The sequence below is a fragment of the Brevibacillus sp. SYP-B805 genome (assembly GCF_011059135.1).
Lineage (GTDB): Bacteria > Bacillota > Bacilli > Brevibacillales > Brevibacillaceae > Brevibacillus_F.
In genome coordinates this window covers 84,683-101,203 of sequence record NZ_JAALGD010000009.1, presented here as the reverse complement: position 1 = coordinate 101,203, position 16,521 = coordinate 84,683, and the positions used below count along the sequence as shown (strand labels likewise).

At 58.3% G+C, this 16,521-nt stretch carries 16 protein-coding genes, 1 pseudogene and 1 riboswitch; of the genes and pseudogenes, 8 read left to right on the top strand and 9 right to left on the bottom strand.

Features of this window, described 5'->3' with window-relative positions; all coding sequences use genetic code 11:
• Window positions 1-157 precede the first annotated feature (157 nt).
• A riboswitch (SAM riboswitch) is annotated at window positions 158-266 on the top strand.
• Window positions 267-351: 85 nt separating this feature from the next.
• The 6 genes from G3578_RS12555 to G3578_RS12530 all read left to right on the top strand — a co-directional run bounded on the left by G3578_RS12555 (window position 352) and on the right by G3578_RS12530 (window position 7,813).
• On the top strand, window positions 352-1,641 hold the full coding sequence (locus tag G3578_RS12555; protein ID WP_165213169.1) for a homocysteine synthase: 1,290 nt from the start codon (window positions 352-354) through the stop codon (window positions 1,639-1,641).
• 360 nt (window positions 1,642-2,001) lie between these two features.
• Entirely contained in the window at window positions 2,002-3,063 is a 1,062-nt protein-coding gene (locus G3578_RS12550) for an ArsR/SmtB family transcription factor (protein WP_165213167.1), read from the top strand.
• Window positions 3,060-4,304 (top strand): MFS transporter, encoded by a 1,245-nt coding sequence (locus tag G3578_RS12545; RefSeq protein ID WP_165213165.1) that lies wholly within the window; start codon window positions 3,060-3,062, stop codon window positions 4,302-4,304. The genes G3578_RS12550 and G3578_RS12545 overlap by 4 nt, the downstream gene beginning before the upstream one ends.
• A 51-nt stretch (window positions 4,305-4,355) precedes the next feature.
• On the top strand, window positions 4,356-5,297 hold the full coding sequence (locus G3578_RS12540; RefSeq protein ID WP_165213163.1) for an AAA family ATPase: 942 nt from the start codon (window positions 4,356-4,358) through the stop codon (window positions 5,295-5,297).
• Window positions 5,298-6,485: a DUF58 domain-containing protein gene (locus tag G3578_RS12535; protein ID WP_165213161.1), complete on the top strand. Its 1,188-nt coding sequence runs from the start codon at window positions 5,298-5,300 to the stop codon at window positions 6,483-6,485.
• Window positions 6,485-7,813, top strand: coding sequence for a DUF4129 domain-containing protein (locus G3578_RS12530; protein ID WP_165213159.1), 1,329 nt, complete (start codon window positions 6,485-6,487; stop codon window positions 7,811-7,813). Before G3578_RS12535 ends, G3578_RS12530 begins: the two co-directional genes overlap by 1 nt.
• A gap of 85 nt (window positions 7,814-7,898) precedes the next feature.
• On the opposite strand, the pseudogene G3578_RS12525 reads toward G3578_RS12530, so the two are convergent.
• The 6 genes and pseudogenes from G3578_RS12525 to G3578_RS12500 all read right to left on the bottom strand — a co-directional run bounded on the left by G3578_RS12525 (window position 7,899) and on the right by G3578_RS12500 (window position 11,678).
• Window positions 7,899-8,207 (bottom strand): annotated as a pseudogene (locus G3578_RS12525) (magnetosome magnetite crystal formation protein family).
• A 115-nt stretch (window positions 8,208-8,322) separates the two neighbouring features.
• Window positions 8,323-8,826, bottom strand: coding sequence for an RNA polymerase sigma factor (locus tag G3578_RS12520; RefSeq protein ID WP_165213157.1), 504 nt, complete (start codon window positions 8,824-8,826; stop codon window positions 8,323-8,325).
• Window positions 8,827-9,066: 240 nt separating this feature from the next.
• Window positions 9,067-9,849: a DUF4247 domain-containing protein gene (locus G3578_RS12515; RefSeq protein ID WP_165213155.1), complete on the bottom strand. Its 783-nt coding sequence runs from the start codon at window positions 9,847-9,849 to the stop codon at window positions 9,067-9,069.
• An 11-nt stretch (window positions 9,850-9,860) separates the two neighbouring features.
• Window positions 9,861-10,367: a DUF4178 domain-containing protein gene (locus G3578_RS12510; RefSeq protein WP_165213153.1), complete on the bottom strand. Its 507-nt coding sequence runs from the start codon at window positions 10,365-10,367 to the stop codon at window positions 9,861-9,863.
• Between the two features lie 34 nt (window positions 10,368-10,401).
• The gene (locus G3578_RS12505; RefSeq protein ID WP_165213151.1) at window positions 10,402-10,806 is read right to left on the bottom strand and encodes a DUF350 domain-containing protein; all 405 of its coding nucleotides are present in this window, start codon (window positions 10,804-10,806) and stop codon (window positions 10,402-10,404) included.
• A 206-nt stretch (window positions 10,807-11,012) separates the two neighbouring features.
• Window positions 11,013-11,678 (bottom strand): PspA/IM30 family protein, encoded by a 666-nt coding sequence (locus G3578_RS12500; RefSeq protein WP_165213149.1) that lies wholly within the window; start codon window positions 11,676-11,678, stop codon window positions 11,013-11,015.
• Window positions 11,679-11,844: 166 nt separating this feature from the next.
• On the opposite strand from G3578_RS12500, the gene ytaF reads away from it, so the two are divergent.
• Complete coding sequence (ytaF, locus tag G3578_RS12495) at window positions 11,845-12,495, top strand: sporulation membrane protein YtaF (protein WP_165213147.1); 651 nt, start codon at window positions 11,845-11,847, stop codon at window positions 12,493-12,495.
• Window positions 12,496-12,745: 250 nt separating this feature from the next.
• Window positions 12,746-13,729: a tryptophan--tRNA ligase gene (gene trpS, locus G3578_RS12490; RefSeq protein WP_165213145.1), complete on the top strand. Its 984-nt coding sequence runs from the start codon at window positions 12,746-12,748 to the stop codon at window positions 13,727-13,729.
• Window positions 13,730-13,795: 66 nt separating this feature from the next.
• Here the strand turns inward: trpS and G3578_RS12485 are convergent, their stop codons facing one another.
• From G3578_RS12485 to G3578_RS12475, 3 genes are all read right to left on the bottom strand, one after another.
• Window positions 13,796-14,113: a MazG nucleotide pyrophosphohydrolase domain-containing protein gene (locus G3578_RS12485; protein WP_206529662.1), complete on the bottom strand. Its 318-nt coding sequence runs from the start codon at window positions 14,111-14,113 to the stop codon at window positions 13,796-13,798.
• Window positions 14,114-14,137: 24 nt separating this feature from the next.
• Window positions 14,138-15,064: a permease gene (locus tag G3578_RS12480; protein WP_241254603.1), complete on the bottom strand. Its 927-nt coding sequence runs from the start codon at window positions 15,062-15,064 to the stop codon at window positions 14,138-14,140.
• Between the two features lie 345 nt (window positions 15,065-15,409).
• Window positions 15,410-16,510: a citrate synthase/methylcitrate synthase gene (locus tag G3578_RS12475; RefSeq protein ID WP_165213141.1), complete on the bottom strand. Its 1,101-nt coding sequence runs from the start codon at window positions 16,508-16,510 to the stop codon at window positions 15,410-15,412.
• Between the last annotated feature and the right edge of the window lie 11 nt (window positions 16,511-16,521).

The following is a 16,521-nucleotide window of genomic DNA, read 5'->3' as shown; positions in this document are numbered from 1 at the left end:
TTTTCTCGCCCGCCGCCGGATCGGCAGCGCCAAAATGCCCGGCCGCTACAGCCAACACGGTGTCCCCAGCACGATTTTCACAATTCTCATCGCATTACTCGGAAATAATGATTGACGATCAGACGGAACTTTCGTACAATTATGAATAACTTCATACGCATCATCGAGAGTGGTGGAGGGACTGGCCCGATGAAACCCGGCAACCGGCATGAAAAGATGCAAGGTGCCAATTCCTGCAGAATCGATCCGATTCTGAGAGATGAGCCTGCGTGACAGGGTATACGCGCCTTCTTCTCCTCAGAAGAAGGCTTTTCTGATTTCAACCGACATTTATGAAAGGGAGAGATGATGATGGCGGAAAACCAAGCATGGAGACTGGAAACAATCGCCCTGCATGGGGGGCAGGAACCCGATCCGGCTACCGGGTCGCGCGCGGTACCGATTTATCAGACGACTTCGTATGTGTTCCGCGATACGGAGCACGCCGCCAACCTGTTTGGCCTGAGAGAGTTCGGCAATATTTACACACGGATCATGAATCCGACCCAGGACGTGTTTGAAAAGCGTGTCGCCCTCCTGGAAGGCGGTGTGGGTGCGCTTGCCACCGCATCCGGCCAGGCGGCCATTACCTTTGCGCTGCTGAACATCGCGCAGGCCGGAGACGAGATCGTTTCTTCCTCCAGTCTCTATGGCGGCACATACAACCTCTTCTATCACACCCTGCCCAAACTGGGAATCACCGTCCATTTTGTCGACCAATCCAACCCGGAAAATTTCCGTGCGAAAATCAACGAGAAGACCAAGGCCGTGTTTTGCGAGACCATCGGCAACCCGCGCATCGACGTGGCCGACCTCGAGGCGATTGCGGCGATTGCCCACGAACATGGCATCCCGTTGATCGTAGACAATACGTTTGCCTCTCCGATCCTCTGCCGTCCGTTTGAACACGGCGCGGACATCGTGGTTCACTCCACCACCAAGTTCATCGGCGGACACGGAACCTCCATCGGCGGCATTATCGTCGACTCCGGCAAATTCGACTGGAACAACGGCAAGTTCCCCGGCCTGACGACCCCGGATCCCAGCTATCACGGCGTGGTTTATTCCGAAGCGGTGGGGAACCTCGCCTACATCATCAAAGCTCGTGTCCAGCTGCAGCGTGACATCGGCGCAGCGGTCTCGCCGTTCAACGCCTTCCTGTTCCTGCAGGGGCTGGAAACGCTGCATCTGCGTATGGAACGCCACAGCCAGAATGCGCTGGCCGTCGCCAAATTCCTCGCCGGGCATCCCCTGGTGGAATGGGTCAACTATCCGGGCCTGGAAGGCGACTCCCAGTATCAACTGGCGCAAAAATACCTGCCGAAGGGGCAGGGAGCGATCCTCACCTTCGGCATCAAGGGCGGCGTGCAGGAAGGCCGCAAGCTGATCGAATCGGTACAGCTCTTCTCCCATCTGGCAAACGTGGGTGACTCCAAATCGCTGATCATCCATCCGGCCAGCACGACCCATTCGCAGATGACCGAAGAGGAACTGCGCCTTGCCGGGGTAACTCCCGAAATGATCCGGCTGTCAGTCGGTACGGAAGCCATCGAGGATATTCTGGATGATCTGGATCAGGCGCTGCGGAAGGCAGTGAAGTAGCGTCAGCAGATAAAACTGCCCCAGGGTAATGTGGTCAAGTCCCCATTTTGTAGACAATAAGAAAACCCGGCCGTTAGTGGTCATGCCCCCATTTCGTGAACACTGAAAAAAACACCTAGGCTGCAAGCTGTCGTCGGTATTCAACCGGCGTCAGCTTGTTTCGTTTTCTCTGTGGACATTTATCGCATGAGCTGTTGAACGACTGCGTCCTTACCGGTGCCATGTCGCTTCATACGGCATGGAATCCGCTTCTGGAGATGCCGGGCACGGATAAAGCTTCACTCTCAGTTCGAAAAATATGGAATATTATATTTGAATAATATAGAATTACAAAAAACGGTAATGATCGGAGTTGGTTCCATGAAACTGCTCGATATGTCCCACGGACGCAGCACCTACACGGTGGAGCTTGCCGTTTCTCCCCTGTTTGAATGCGCGCTGGGCATCGCCGCTGCAACCTATCCGGAGATCCATCCCACGCTGGAACAGCCCCCTTCCTGCTGGGAAGAGCTTGTCTCCCGTCTGACGGATGAAGAACGCCGGGAGTTTCGGCATGCCCAAGAGCACAATACCTGGAAAACGCTGCTGCAGCTTTTGCACGCACGGCCGTTTGCCGACCTGGCGGACTTTCTCGACTATGTCAGCTCCCTTGACGCCCGCAGGCTGCGCTATGAAAGCCTTCCATTTCTGGGCATGTCCCAGGAAGAGAGGCGGCAGAGCGCAGCGGATGGCGATCGAAAGGCGGTGAGGCACCTGATCGATCGGTGCCGGGACCACAAGTTCTTCCCCGCCTATATCCGGTATATTTGCGAGGCGGATACGGAGAGGTTGAAGAGACACCTGACCACCCTGATGGCCGGTTGGCATCGGGTCCATATCGCCCCTGCGGAGGAGCGACTCACGGCCATTCTTCACAGGGATGTGGAACGGAAGCGCGGTATGCTGGCCAGCCTGGCACCCGAGGCGTTCGTCGAATGGGCGACCGGCGGGCTCGCCTATCCGCCCGAGCCCGAGGTGACACGGGTGCTGCTTGTTCCCCATTGTGTCTATCGGCCCTGGAACATCCAGGCCGATGCCGTCCGGACGAAAATCTTCTACTACCCCGTCGCCGATGACAGCCTGGACGAAGGGACCGACCCGTACCGTCCCCCGCTTTCCCTCGTGCAGCGATTCAAAGCCCTGGGTGACGAGCACCGGATGCGCATGATCAAGCTCTTGTCCGAACGGGAGATGACGCTGCAGGAGCTGACAGAGAAGCTGGCTCTCTCCAAGTCGACGATCCATCATCACCTCTCCATGCTCCGCTCCGCCCAACTGGTGGAAACGGCCGGGACAAGCTATCGGTTGAAGCCCCAAACCCTGGGTCTGCTCGCGGGCGAACTGCAGCATTATTTGGAGAAAAAAGGAGGCTTGCGCGGATGAGGCGGAAGACTGACTCCCTTTGGCGCAACCGCTCTTTTCTGGCCGTGTGGAGCGGAGAGACCGTTTCCGAGATCGGCGGCAGCATTGGCTCCCTGACGAATTCCTGGCTGGCGTATCAGCTGACCGGCTCGGAAGCGGCATTGGGCAGCATGCTGATGACCTACTTTCTCCCCTCCCTGCTGGTGCAGCTTGCCGCAGGTCCATATCTCGACCGCTGGAACCGGCGGCGGGTGATGATCTGTTCCCAATGGGCAAGGGGGGCGGCCTTTCTGCTGCCGCTGTTGATGCTCTCGCTGGGCCGCCTGGAGATTTGGCATCTCCATCTTGTCTCGCTGATCAACGGCTTGATTCAGCCGTTCTACGTTCCATCCAGTCTGGCTTTTCTCCCCACGATCGTGCCAAAAGAACAACTGCCCTCCGCCAATGCCGCCATGGACGGTACCGTGCGGCTGATGATGGTGGTCGGTCCTCCGCTGGGCGGTTTGGCGCTCGCCGCCTGTGGCACCGGGGCCACGATCGGTGCGGTCTGTATTGCCTACCTGGCAAGCGGGGCATTTTTGCTTGTTTGCGAGGACGATACGGCTGACAAGGCCGACGCCAAGGAATCCTGGGTGAGGCAGTTCACGGCGGGCATGCGCTACTTTCGACGCCAGCGCGTTCTCCTGTGGCTGGGGATTTTCCTTTCCTTCGTCCAGTTTGCCGTCGGAGCGGCGATGGTGCTGAATCCTGCCTACGTGACCGATGACCTGCACGGCGATTCCTTTCAGTACGGATTGTTTGTGGCCGGCTATCCATGCGGCTATGCGCTAGGCTCCCTGCTGATCGGCAGGACGCGGGAACTTCGCAGGTGCCGATGGATCATGCTGGGTTCCCTTTTTTTCGGCGGCCTTACCTTTATCGCGCTCGCCGGCATCCACCATATCGGGTTGGCTATCCTGACAGAAGTGGTGGCCGGTGTCGCGGCCCCCTTTTTTCACGTGCACAGCACAAGCCTGTACCAACGCATGGTGCCGAGTGAGCTGTTGGGGCGCGTGCTCTCCGTCCGGCTCCTGATCATCCGCACCGCCATGCCGCTCGGAATCCTGCTCTCGGGCTTCTGGGCCGAGAGCTGGGGCGTCCGCCCGATCTATGCCGTCATCGGCTTCGTCATCTGCCTGACATCCCTTGCCGGCATCCTGCTGCCATGGTTCTCTTTTTTGGAGGAGCAGCAAGAAAACTGCGAAAATTTTGTCCAAATGTGACATAATACCAGATATCGGTAAAAAACATTTTTTGGATAAAGGAGTAATGGTATGTCGCCATCCAAAACCCAACTCTTGATTGAAACCGTAAGCCGGGTCATGGTGGGCAAGGAGGAACAGATCCGCCTGCTCGTCGCGGCCCTCCTCGCCCGCAGCCACGTGCTCCTGGAGGATCTGCCGGGAATGGGCAAAACCATGCTGGCCAAAACGCTTGCCCAGGCGATCGGGGGAACATTCCACCGCCTGCAGTTTACCTCCGATCTGCTGCCGTCCGATGTGGTCGGTCTCCACTATTTCAATCCGCAAACCAGCGCATTCGAGCTGCGACGCGGCCCCGTCTTCACCAACGTGCTGCTGGCCGACGAGATCAACCGGGCCACTCCCCGCACCCAGTCCGGCCTGTTGGAATGTATGGAAGAGCGCCAAGCCACCATCGAAGGGGTGACGCTGCCGCTGCCCGCCGTCTTTTTTGTGATCGCCACCCAAAACCCGATCGAGTCGGAAGGCACCTACCCGCTCCCGGAGGCGCAGCTCGACCGCTTTCTCCTGCGGCTGTCCCTCGGGTACGGCACCCGTGACGATGCCCGGGAGATCCTGCGCCGTTTCCGCGGGGACTCGCCGCTTGCCCGGATCGAACCGGTGGTGAGCATCGACGAGATCGCCGCAATGCAAAGAGAGGTGCAGGAGATCCATGTCAGCGAAGCCGTGGAAGAGTACGTGATCGACCTGACGGAGGCAAGCCGCGCGCATAAGGCCGTAGAGGTCGGAATCAGCCCGCGCGCTATGCTCGCCCTTGTCCGTTCTGCGCAGGCCCTCGCCTATATCGCGGGACGCGGCTATGTGCTGCCCGATGACGTGAAACAGGTTGTGCCCGCGCTGTTCACCCACCGTCTGCAGCTCTCCCTGGAGGCGGAGCTGCATGTGACGGAGGCGGAAGTGGTGAATGAGATCCTGCGCAGCGTGCCGACTCCCGTGGAAGAGGGCGTTCGCTAGATGTTGAGCACCCGACAAACGTACACCCTCTTAGGAAGTTTGGTTCTCTTTTTCGGACTGATCTCGGGCAGTTGGTTCCTGTGGCTGTTTGGCGGCATCTTCTTTCTGCTGGACGGGCTGCACCGCTGGTGGGTGAGACGGCTGCCCGCTTACCTCTCCCTCTCCTGGGAAGCCGATCAGACACGGGTCATGCCAGGGACACCGGTCCACATTCGCCTGACGCTGACGAACCGTTCCTGGATGCCGCTGCCGCTGACACGGCTGCAGTTCTCGCTGCCGGAGCACGTCCGGGTGGAAGGGGCCGATGACGTGCAGGTGAGGCAGAAACAGACGGTTGTCCAGCTGTGGCTCAGCATTCCGCGCCGTTCGCAGGCCGTTCGCCTCCTGACCTTGATCCCGGAGCAGCGGGGCGTGGTTTGGCTGAGCGAGGTAACCGGCGACATGATCGATCTGTTCGGAGACGAAGCCTGCAAGGTCGATCTGCCGCTGCCGTTTTCCCTTCTGGTTTATCCGATGCCGCTGCCATTGCCCGACTTCTCGCTGGGGGACGTGGAACCGGTCGGCAGCCGCTTGTCGCTGCAGCGGCTGCAGGATGATCCTACGTTCCTGCGGGGATTGCGTCCGTATGCCTCCGGGGACCGGCTGAAAGCGATCGATTGGAAAGCAAGCGCCAAAACCGGTTCGCTGCAAACCCGCCAATTCGAATTTACCGCCCGCTCCAGCTGGCGTGTCGTGGGGCATATCCTGCCCTCCTACGAACCGCTTCTGCAGCGGTACAACGATGAAGTGAACGAACGCACCATCTCCTGTCTCGCCGCTGTGGGGACCCGCTGCCGCCGGAGTGGACTGGCCTACGAGCTGCTGCTGAACGTCCGCTTCCGCGGCAAAGACTGCTTTCAACTGCCAAAAGGCAGCGGCAAGACGCATCATGTCCAGGCCATGACGCAGCTCGTGCGGTTGAATCAGCACATACCGACATCGCTTCCGGCCCTGCTTCGCCGGCTGGAGCACAGCCGGGAAAAAGAGGCGATTCTGGTTGTCTCGCCCCGGATCGACGCCGGCATCGAAGAAGCGCTGCAGCGGTTGGTCGTCCGCGGCCATGCCGTCCTGGTGCTCGATGTGTCCGGGAAGACGCCTGTCTGCCGGCCTGTCGTGCCGCTCGCCGCACAGAAAGGAGGGCTTGCCTGATGCAGATCCGCACCGCCCTGTGGCGATGGACCACCGCCTTTGTGCTGGAGGCATATCTGGCTGCCGGTCTGCTCACCTTGTTCGGGTATCTGCCGGCCACTTTTGCAGCCATGTTCGGCTTTACCGTGATCGCCATGCTGCTCCTTGCATTCGGCGGCTGGCTTTATCAAGGCGGCGGCCACAGCATGACGGTTCATCTCCTGCTGTATCCCGTGATCCTGGCCGCAGGCGTCGCCAGCTTTCTGATGTTTGATTCATGGCTGGCCGCCATTCTGCTGGCAGGGGGATATTTCTGGCGCATTCATACGATCGTGACGATCCGCATCTACCATTTTGATCTCATGCGCCGCTTCGCTCTGGCCGTCTTGTCTTTTTTGGGCTGCCTCATCTATCAGACGATCATCGTGTCGGTAACCAAGGGCAATCCTTCGATCATTCCGCTGTTCGGCATGCTCGCGGCCCTGCTCCTCACTTTTCTGGTGTGCAGCTGGGGGGAGTTCCTGACGAGGGAGAAGCCAGTGGGGATTTCGGTAGCCCCGGCGCTTCGCTGGCGCTTTGCTCTTGAATTGGGGCAGGCGAAGCTGGTGGTGTTGGGGGGGTATGTCGCCCTGGCCAGCGCCCTTTTTTTCCTCGGGGCCTTCCTCTGGGCGTGGGTGAAAGCGCTCGTCGGGCCGTTCCTGTACAGCTTGGCCGCCCCGCTTTTGCGCATGATTGAACGGTGGATCACGCAGCTTGCCAGAACGTTGGCCAAAGACAAACGGATTGACCTGGTTACGGGCAGCGGCGGGGAAGCGGGAACAACCATCGACGCCGGCGACATCGCTAGCGGCCCCTCTTTGTTTGAACGGCTGGAGCCTTACCTGGCCGCCGCCGTGATCGCGGCCTTTGCCGCATGGTTGGGTTGGAAAATGTGGCAGCGCCGCCATCGTCCGACCGAACAGACGGTTCACCTGCAGGCAGCGTCCCCGGAGACAGCCGTCAGCAGGCTGGAGCGGCCCGCGAGCGGCAGCGGGAACGCTCATGGCAGCCGCATACGAGACATGTTCGGTCAATGGTTCGGTCACCAAGACGACAAAGCCCGCTATGTCTACTCCCAGTTCCTGCGCTACATGGCCGCACAGGGTCTTCCCATGCGCAAGGATGAAACCAGCCGCGAATTCATGCTGCGGGTGCAATCCGTCTGGCTTGACGAACAGCGCGTCTCGCTCGTCGCAAAAATAACGGATTTCTACCAGCGGCACCGCTATCATAAGCGGCCGCTCACCGAGGAGGAGCTGGCCGCGCTGGAGAACTGCCTGCAGCAGTTGAAAAGCAGTCCGGTCCGCTAATCTCCCTTTTTTCCCCACAAAAAGAACCTCCTTTGTTTCCAAAGGAAACAAGGGAGGTTCTCCTATTTTGGCTGGACGGCCGGTTTTACCCGACCAGCGCCCCGACGATGGGGTAGCGAAACGGGCGGCCGTTGAGGGAATAGAGAATTCCTTTAATCGGATACCAGATCGCCATGAGGCCAAAGACGATCAGGAACGGAATCCCGATCAATATTCAGGAAAAGAGCCATGAGATGCCGATCAGGATGGACATCATTACATGGAAGAGAAGCGCCTGCAGGGCCATGCTTTTGGTGCTTCTGTCCGAGACCAGCAGCCAGACGATGATCGGCACCAGGATGGGGGCGAAAAAGGCGCTGGCATGCGTGATCACTTTGACTCCGTTGTTGTCCATGAGAGTTCCTCCCATTGTTTTTCGTCAATCCATTGACATTGTAGAGGATTCGGCTGTGGCGGGAAACCGTCGGGGGCTCGACGCCGCTTCGGCCCCCGGACGGAGCCTCCCCCCTTTAGGCATGTTTTTTCAGCCGCTTCCGTAACTGCTTAAGCGCCCGGTGATGGATCACCTTGACCGTCGATTCCGGCTTGCCTATCTTCCGGGCGATTTCCTTCATGCTCATCTCCGCCCGATAGCGCAGGGAAAGCACCTGGTATTGGTCAGGCGTAAGCGTCCGCGCTTGCTGCCAGACGGCATCAAACTCTTCGTTTTTCAGCAACGTCTCTTCCGGATTGGCATCCTCATCTGCCAAAGAAGCGTGAAACCATTCCGCTTCCGCCGGCAGATCCCGCTTCTTCCGCAGATAATCCGTTAGCGTGTTGCGGGCGATCGCGTACAGCCAGGAACCGAATGGATATTGGCTGTTGTACTGTTCCAGCCGGGAGAGCGCCTTGGTGAACACGGTGGCGGTCAAATCCTCCGCGTCCCAGGGGCTGTTCGTCCGACGGCGGAAATAGCGGGTCATATTCGGGTAGTATCGGCGATAGAGTTGATCATACGTGGTTGGGCAGCTCATCTTTCGTGCTCACTTCTTCCACTCGTTTCATTCCGGGATAGTTTGATCTTACCGAATGGATGAGGGGACGGATACCAGCCCGAGCACGGTTTTGGGGTAAGTCTTGAGACAGAGAAGTCAAATAAATGCCGCTTTTCCGACAGGCACCTCCGATAGCGAACATCCCCTCCTTGCAAACGGGAAGGAGCGCATCCTTTCCTGTTTGCCGGGAGGGGATGTTTTCATGATACGGCTGCGCTTTCATCTTCGCTTCGTCAAACGTCCAAATCCGCCGACGCGGGTCTTGGGGGGAGATTTGCTCTTCGGCCGGGAGAACAGGGAGCCTCCGCTGTCGCTGCCGCCGGAACTCGGGCTGTCCGACGAGCGGAAGATTTTGCCGAAGAAGCCCCCCGAATCGGTGGTTCCCTTCTCTTTTTTCGTCAGGCTGCCGTCCGATCCGAGCGACGTGCCTGCCCCGCTGCCGGACGAAGATCGTTTGATAATGGAGCCGACGCCCTCTTTGGTGATCGGCGGGTACTGCTTCTTCTCCTTGGCGGTTGGTGCATGGTAGACGACAACCGGTCTGTACACGTCCCGGGTGGAATACCCGCGGTACTTGCCATGATGACCTTTCATGGAGTCGAACAGATCATCCAGCACGCTGGCGAGCAGGTATCCCTGCAAAAATGACGAGTCGTAGTTCTGCCGCACAAACTCCCGGTTGTCCACTTCGATCAGCGTGTCGGCCGGCTTGTTCGGGTCCTTCTGCAGGTGGTACAACTCGTCCGGATAGACCAGGAACATGCGGTCCGGATCTTCCTTGGACATCTCCTGCGGCGTCTTCTGATCCGCCAGCTCGTGGGCCACTTCGGGAACCGTCTTGTTCTCGGCGCGGTAGACGCGCGAGAGCTGGTCGCCGTCCTGCGTAACCGATTCCAGCGGGTAATTGGCGGCGGCCAGATTGGCTCCGCACCCCGCCAGCACCGTCACGGACAACACGATTGCCATGATGCTGTGCAGCGCTGTACGCCAGTTGATTCGCATTGGTTTCACTCCTACGTTCCGCGCAGCACCTGCACATCGGCGGGGAGGACGAACTCGCCCTCATACAGCATGAAGCGGCCGTCCTGCCACTCGATTCTGAGCAGCTTGCGATCGTCCGATTGGAACTGCCACACATACTGCTCCCCGGCCGCCGGAAACGGGGTTTTGCCTGCGACGCTCACCTGTCCGGAATACTGTTCCTCCAGGTGATAAAACGTCCCTTCCAGCTCGATGGTCGTCGGCACTTCATCGAACGAATCCAGCCGGCCGTCTATCGGGGTATACAGTTCGTATTCGGTCCTCTCCCGCTCTTCGATGTGCAGATAGCGGATCTGATTGCCATCCTGCAAGGTTAACAAGGCGGCGTTGCGGTGCGAATGTCTTGTCCGGCCCGTCACCTGGTACGTGACCAGCGACACCTCCACCACATCGCCCGGTCCGACGGTCAATATGCTTTTTTCCGGCTTCGGCGGCTCCGGTTTCTTAAACAGATTGGCGACTCGTTTCAAAAGGCTCATCCTCGGATCCTCCTGCTGCGTGGATGTTCATGTATTACAGACAAGCGGCCAGTACAAGCGCTCCCACCACATGGAAGGAGCCCGCCAGCAGCGCATAGGCCACCTGCCCCTGCTGCGTGCCCTGGTTCAGGTCGATCCCCGCCGCCACCTTCAACAGCAGCTCGGCGATCGCTTCGATCACGAACAGGATGATGAAGGAGACCACGGAAGCCAGCAGGGCCATCCACAAATCGTCCGACTTGGCGATGGACTGGGACAGGATATATCCCTGGGCAAACAGCTTCATCACGAAGCGGGTGGTGACCGCCACGTTGCCCTTCCTGATCTCCGCCATGTCTTTGTATTTGGTAAACAAGGAATCCAGCCACATCAAAATGAATAACACGATAATGCCCGCGCCGGTCCAGACCAGCATGGCCAACACATTGTGCAGCGTCATCGACATACTCTCCTCTCAAAATAGCCCACCCGGCCTTTGCTTTCCCCCAAAAAGTGACGCTGGCCTTCGCAGCTTATTCCGAGTGCTTTTCGGGGACCCCGGACAAACTGCGCCGGGCGGGGCCCCAACCCTTTTTCCGCCGCTTCAGCGCTTATTGTAACGAAACTTTCGTTCTTGCAAGAAAGAAGAGGGGGCGCGCCACACGCTTACCCCTCGTATTTCTTCATCAGTTCTGCCAGCTCATCTTCCACGGCCTTGTCCCTGTTCAGCTTGGCGATCTCTTCATCGAGAGAAGCCTGCTTTTTGTAAATCTCGCCGCTCGCCTCCGCTTCCGCTTCCAGCTGGAGCGCCTTCTCCTCCATCCGTTTCAGCCCGGCCATCGCGGTATCGGCATTGAAACCGGCCATCGACTTGTTGATGTTTTTCTGGGCGCGGGCGGCGTTGACGCGGGCAACCAGCGTTTCCCGCCTGTTTTTCAGCTCGGTAATCTGCTTGCGCATCTCTTCCAGCTTGTCGCGCAGGTTGTCGGCGGCCGCCTTGTTTTGCTCGTAGCTTGCCTTGTATTCCGCCATCTTCTGCTCGGCCGCTTTCTTCTCTTCCAGGGCGCGGCGGGCCAGGTCGATGTTCTTGGCCTGGGCGGCGATGTGCGCTTGCTCGTCGCGCTTCTTCACCAATGCTTCCTGCTCTTCATACAGCTGCTTGAACTTTTTCTCCAGCGCGATCTGGGCGGCTACGGCTTTCTCGGCCTCCTCCAGATCCTCCTGCATGTCGCGCAGGTATTGGTCGGTCATTTTAATCGGATCTTCCGCACTTTCGATCAAGGCATAGAGATTGGCCAGGGTGAGATCGCGCAGTCTTTTAAAGAGTGACATATCCACAATCCTCCTCAGGATTTTTTCGCCATTCTGTTATGTATGTACGAACCGAAACATGAAAAGTTTCGGGAATGATTGGAAATTCGTCTCCCCCTTGTCTGTACGCACAATGGATGGGCCTTGCTCATATATTGGAGTCAATTGGAACGAAGGGGGTATCTGCTTGAGCGACCTGCTTGCGCTCTTCCTGGTTTCCATTGCGATCAGTCTGGACGGCTTCGGTGTCGGCATGACCTACGGCCTGCGCAAACTGCGCATGCCGTTTCATTCTTTGGTGGTGATCGGGTGCTGCTCGTTTGCCGTCGTCTACGTCGTGATGACGGTAGGCGGTTCCCTGACAGGCTGGATCTCTCCCGATGCGGGCAAATGGCTCGGCTCGAGCATTCTGATCCTGATCGGGATCTTTACGCTGTGGCGCCTCTGGAAACAGCCCGACAGCGGGGAAGGACCGAGAGCGTCGTCCGTCGACGGGAATCAGCCGATCACCCAAATCCACCTGTTTGGCCATATCATCCAGATTTTGAAGGACCCCGCCCGGGCCGATGCGGACAAATCCGGCCATATCGCCGGGTGGGAGGCCGTCATGCTCGGGTTCGCCCTCTCTCTTGACGCCTTTGGGGCCGGACTGAGCCTGACGCTATTCGGGTTCTCCCCGCTGCTCGTATCCGGCAGCGTTGCCATTACGAGCGCCCTTCTCCTCTTTGGCGGCAGCGTGGTGGGCAGCCGCCTGGAAAAGTTCCGCTGGGTTACCAGGCTGTCCTGGCTGCCGCCCGTTCTCCTGATCTGCATCGGACTGGCGCGGGTCGTCATCTGATCGGCCCGAACCAGAAAAAAACCCGCCCGGCTTGAGCTATCGCTGCGCCGGGCGGGGCCCCCAACCTTTCTTTCTCCGTCACTTTATCACTTTAAAGAACTTAAACTTTCTTCTCTGACCAAAAAGTGATGTCTGCCTGTTGGGGGCATCACTTTTTTGCATGCCCATTTTGGAGTAGAATAGAGGGATAGCAACCGATCGACCTGTCTTGGGGAGAAAGCAATACATCAGATAGATGGAGGAACAACTGATGAAACGTATTTTTTCCGGCGTACAACCATCCGGCAACCTGACAATCGGCAACTACCTCGGCGCCATCAAGCAGTTCGTGGAGCTGCAGCATGACGCGACCGCCTATTACTGCGTCGTTGACCTGCATGCCCTGACCGTCCCGCAGGACCCGGACGCGCTGCGCAGAGCATCCCGCGAAATCGCCCAGCTGTATCTCGCCTGCGGGGTCGATCCGGCCAAGGCCACGATCTTTATCCAGTCCCATGTGCGCCAGCACGCCGAACTGGGCTGGCTGCTGCAGTGTGCTTCCTATATGGGAGAGCTGAACCGCATGACCCAGTACAAGGACAAGTCGGAAGGCAAGGCCAATGTGCAGGTCGGCCTGTTCACCTATCCGGTGCTGATGGCGGCGGATATTCTGCTCTATGACACCACCCATGTGCCGGTCGGGGAAGACCAGAAGCAGCACATCGAGCTGACCCGCGACATCGCGGAACGCTTCAACAAACGGTTTGGGGAAACCTTTGTCATTCCGGAGCCGCATATCCAGGAGTTCGGCGCACGCATCATGGCGCTCGACAACCCCGAGAAGAAGATGTCCAAATCGGCTGAAAGCGAAGCAAGCCGCATCGCCATTCTCGAGAGTCCCGACGTCTTCCGCAAAAAAATCATGCGGGCGGTCACCGACACGGAAAACGAAATCCGCTTCGATCCGGAGAACAAACCGGGCGTCTCCAACCTGCTGACGATCTACAGCCTGTTTGCCGACGAACCGGTCGATGCGCTGGTAGAGCGCTATCAAGGGCGCGGATACGGCGATCTGAAAAAGGATCTGGTGGAAGTGATGAGCGACAAGCTGGGCAAAATCCAGCAGCGCTTCCGCGAGCTGGACGATCCGGCGGAACTGGACAAGATCCTGCGGGACGGAGCGGAAAAGGCTGCGGCCGAGGCGGAGAAAGTGCTGCTGCGCGTCAAGCAGGCCATGGGTTTGGTATTGTTGTAAGGATTCTGGTTGGATAGATCAAAAAAGGAACCGGGGCCATGTCCCCGGTTCCACCTTTTTTCGCCATCAGCGGCCGGAACTGATCTCACCGCGCTGTGCCAGCCGGTCGCGGTACTTGTCCAGCACGGCGGACAGCGCCTTCTCCGCATCAACCCCTGTGCTGTTGGCGACACAGAGCAGGGAGAAAAACACATCCCCCCACTCTTCCGCCCAATCATCCCCCGGCACAAACGGCTTGCGGCCGTACGCGGTTCCTTTCAATACCTCTTTGCTCAATTCCCCTACTTCCGACACCAGATCAAGCAGGCGATCCTGGATCGCGACCTCCAGCCGGTGCTGCCTGACAAAAGCGGCGACCCGCTCCTGCGCGTCCGCCATGCTCATCGATTCTCCCTCTCTTCCACCCGCTTAGAATGCCGTTGCCACCAAGCCGGCCAGGATGCCGATCATCATGACGCTCACCGTTAAAAAGGCGATAACTTTGGCGGGAAAAGCTTTTCGCAACATGAATATGGCGGGAAGACTTACAACAGGCAGCGTAACCATGAGCGCTGCCGCCGGACCGGTTCCAAGGCCGGAAGAAAGAACTGCTGCCGCGATGGCAATTTCAGCCGCTGTAGGAATCACAAAGAATGTACCCACAATGGCCATCGCCACAATCAGCCACACGCTGTTCATCTCTGCCGCTCCGGCAGACGGGAACAGCCACGCTTGCGCCGCCCCAAGAACAAGAACGGTTGCAAAGTGAACGGGAATGATGGTGATTGCCAATTTTACAAACGTTTTTACCCATTCCACAAAGGGATGAGCACCGGCTTCTTCTGTTTCGTCAACAAGAAGGCTGCTGTCAACCTGAACATTTTTCGCAATCCGATTGGCGATATAGCTGAGTCCAAATACGAAAATGACTCCCACAACCAAACGCAGCAGCGTAAATTTCCAGCCAAGCACAAAAAACATAAACACCAAAACGGCCGGGTTCAGTGCCGTGTTCCCCAACCAAAAGGCGACTGCGGCACCAACCGAACTGTTTTTTTGCCTCATTGCCGCGACAACGGGGGCTGCGCAGCACGTGCACATCATCGCGGGCAGCGCGAGAAATCCGCCTTTCAGCGTGCTCAAATAGCCATCTTGTCCGACCACTCGCTGCATCCAGTTTTTTGGGATAACGACCTTCATCAGGGACGCCAATATCAGGGCCACCAGCATGGCTTTCCAAATCGCCAAAAAGTAAGCCGACGCATACGTGAGCGCCAAATCCCAGGATGGGGCAGCTTCCCCGGAGAGCGTGGTGACAATGGGATTCCCCAACGTGTGTTTCTCCGCAACCGTCATGGCTTTGTGATAATACGGCTCCCACTTCGCCCAGAACAACCCCGCCACGGCTGCCACCGCGAAGAGGGCAAGACCGAGCCATTTTTTTCTATGTACTTCAACCACGTACTGCATAGTTTTTTTCCCCTTCGTCTCCCTAAGAATTTTGTTGCTACCTCACTATTATAAGAAAAAAAGGGAAGGATTTTTACCCCCGTGCGCAGGCAAAGTCTGTCGATGGTAATGGTTCCTGCTCGCTCTCTTGACGACCCGTTCAAGCAAAAAGCCCCCACTGGCGGAAATTCCGCCGGTGAAGGCTTGTCATGCTGGTTCGCTGCGGTTCATCAAACCGCATCATATCGGCTTTTATTCGGGCATGCTGCCGGTGTAGTTGGATTGCGGACGGATAATCCGGTTGTTTTTCGCCTGCTCCAGCACGTGTGCGGACCAGCCCACCACCCGGCTGACGGCAAACGTCGGGGTAAACAGTTCATCGGCAAGACCGACGGCGCGCATCACGGCTGCGGCGAAAAATTCCACATTGGTGTGCAGCTTGCGTCCCGGTTTGTACTCTTCCAGGAGCTGCATGCCCACTTTCTCCACATGGGTCGCCAGATCAAACCACGGATCGCCGGCCGACAGCTCGGCAGCGACGACGCTCAATGCCTTAGCGCGCGGATCGATCGTTTTGTAGATGCGGTGGCCGAAGCCCATCAAGCGCTCGCCTTTTTCGAGCTTCGCCCGGATCCACGGTTCGGCGTTCTCCTTGGTGCCGATCGCTTCGATCATCTCGGTCACCTCTGACGGCGCCCCGCCGTGGAGCGGCCCTTTCAGCGAACCGATGGCGCCGGTAATGGCCGAGATCAGGTCGGACTGCGTCGAGGCAATCACACGGGCGGTAAAGGTGGATGCGTTCAGCCCGTGCTCCTGTGTCAGGATCAGATACGCATCAAGGGCCCGCACATGCGCCGGATTCGGCTCTTCCCCTTTCAGCATGTAGAGATAGTTGGCGGTATGATCGAGATCGGCGCGCGGTTCAAGCGGGGTGCGGCCGTCCAGACGAGCTTTGCGGTAGGCGACGATCGTCGGCAGCTTGGCTGTGAGCGCGATCACCTGATCCAGCGTCGGAGGCCAGCCATGCCCGCTCTCCCCCAGGAGAGAAACGCCGGAGCGCAGCACGCTCATCATGTCCACGTCGGCCGGAATCGCGTCGATGGCGGCCTTCACGTGGGCGGGGAGGGCGCGGTTCGCTTTCAGCGCATCCTTCAGCCTGCCGAGTTCCTGCTCGTTTGGCAAATGTCCGTACCACAACAGATGGGCCACTTCTTCAAACGTATGATGAATCGCCAGATCGCGTGCCCAGTGTCCGCGATAAACCAGGAGTCCGTTCTGTCCGTCAACCAGGCTGAGGTCCGTCTCCGCAACGACGATGCCTTCCAGCCCGATCGCCACGATGTTTCCACTCATATCCATTCCCT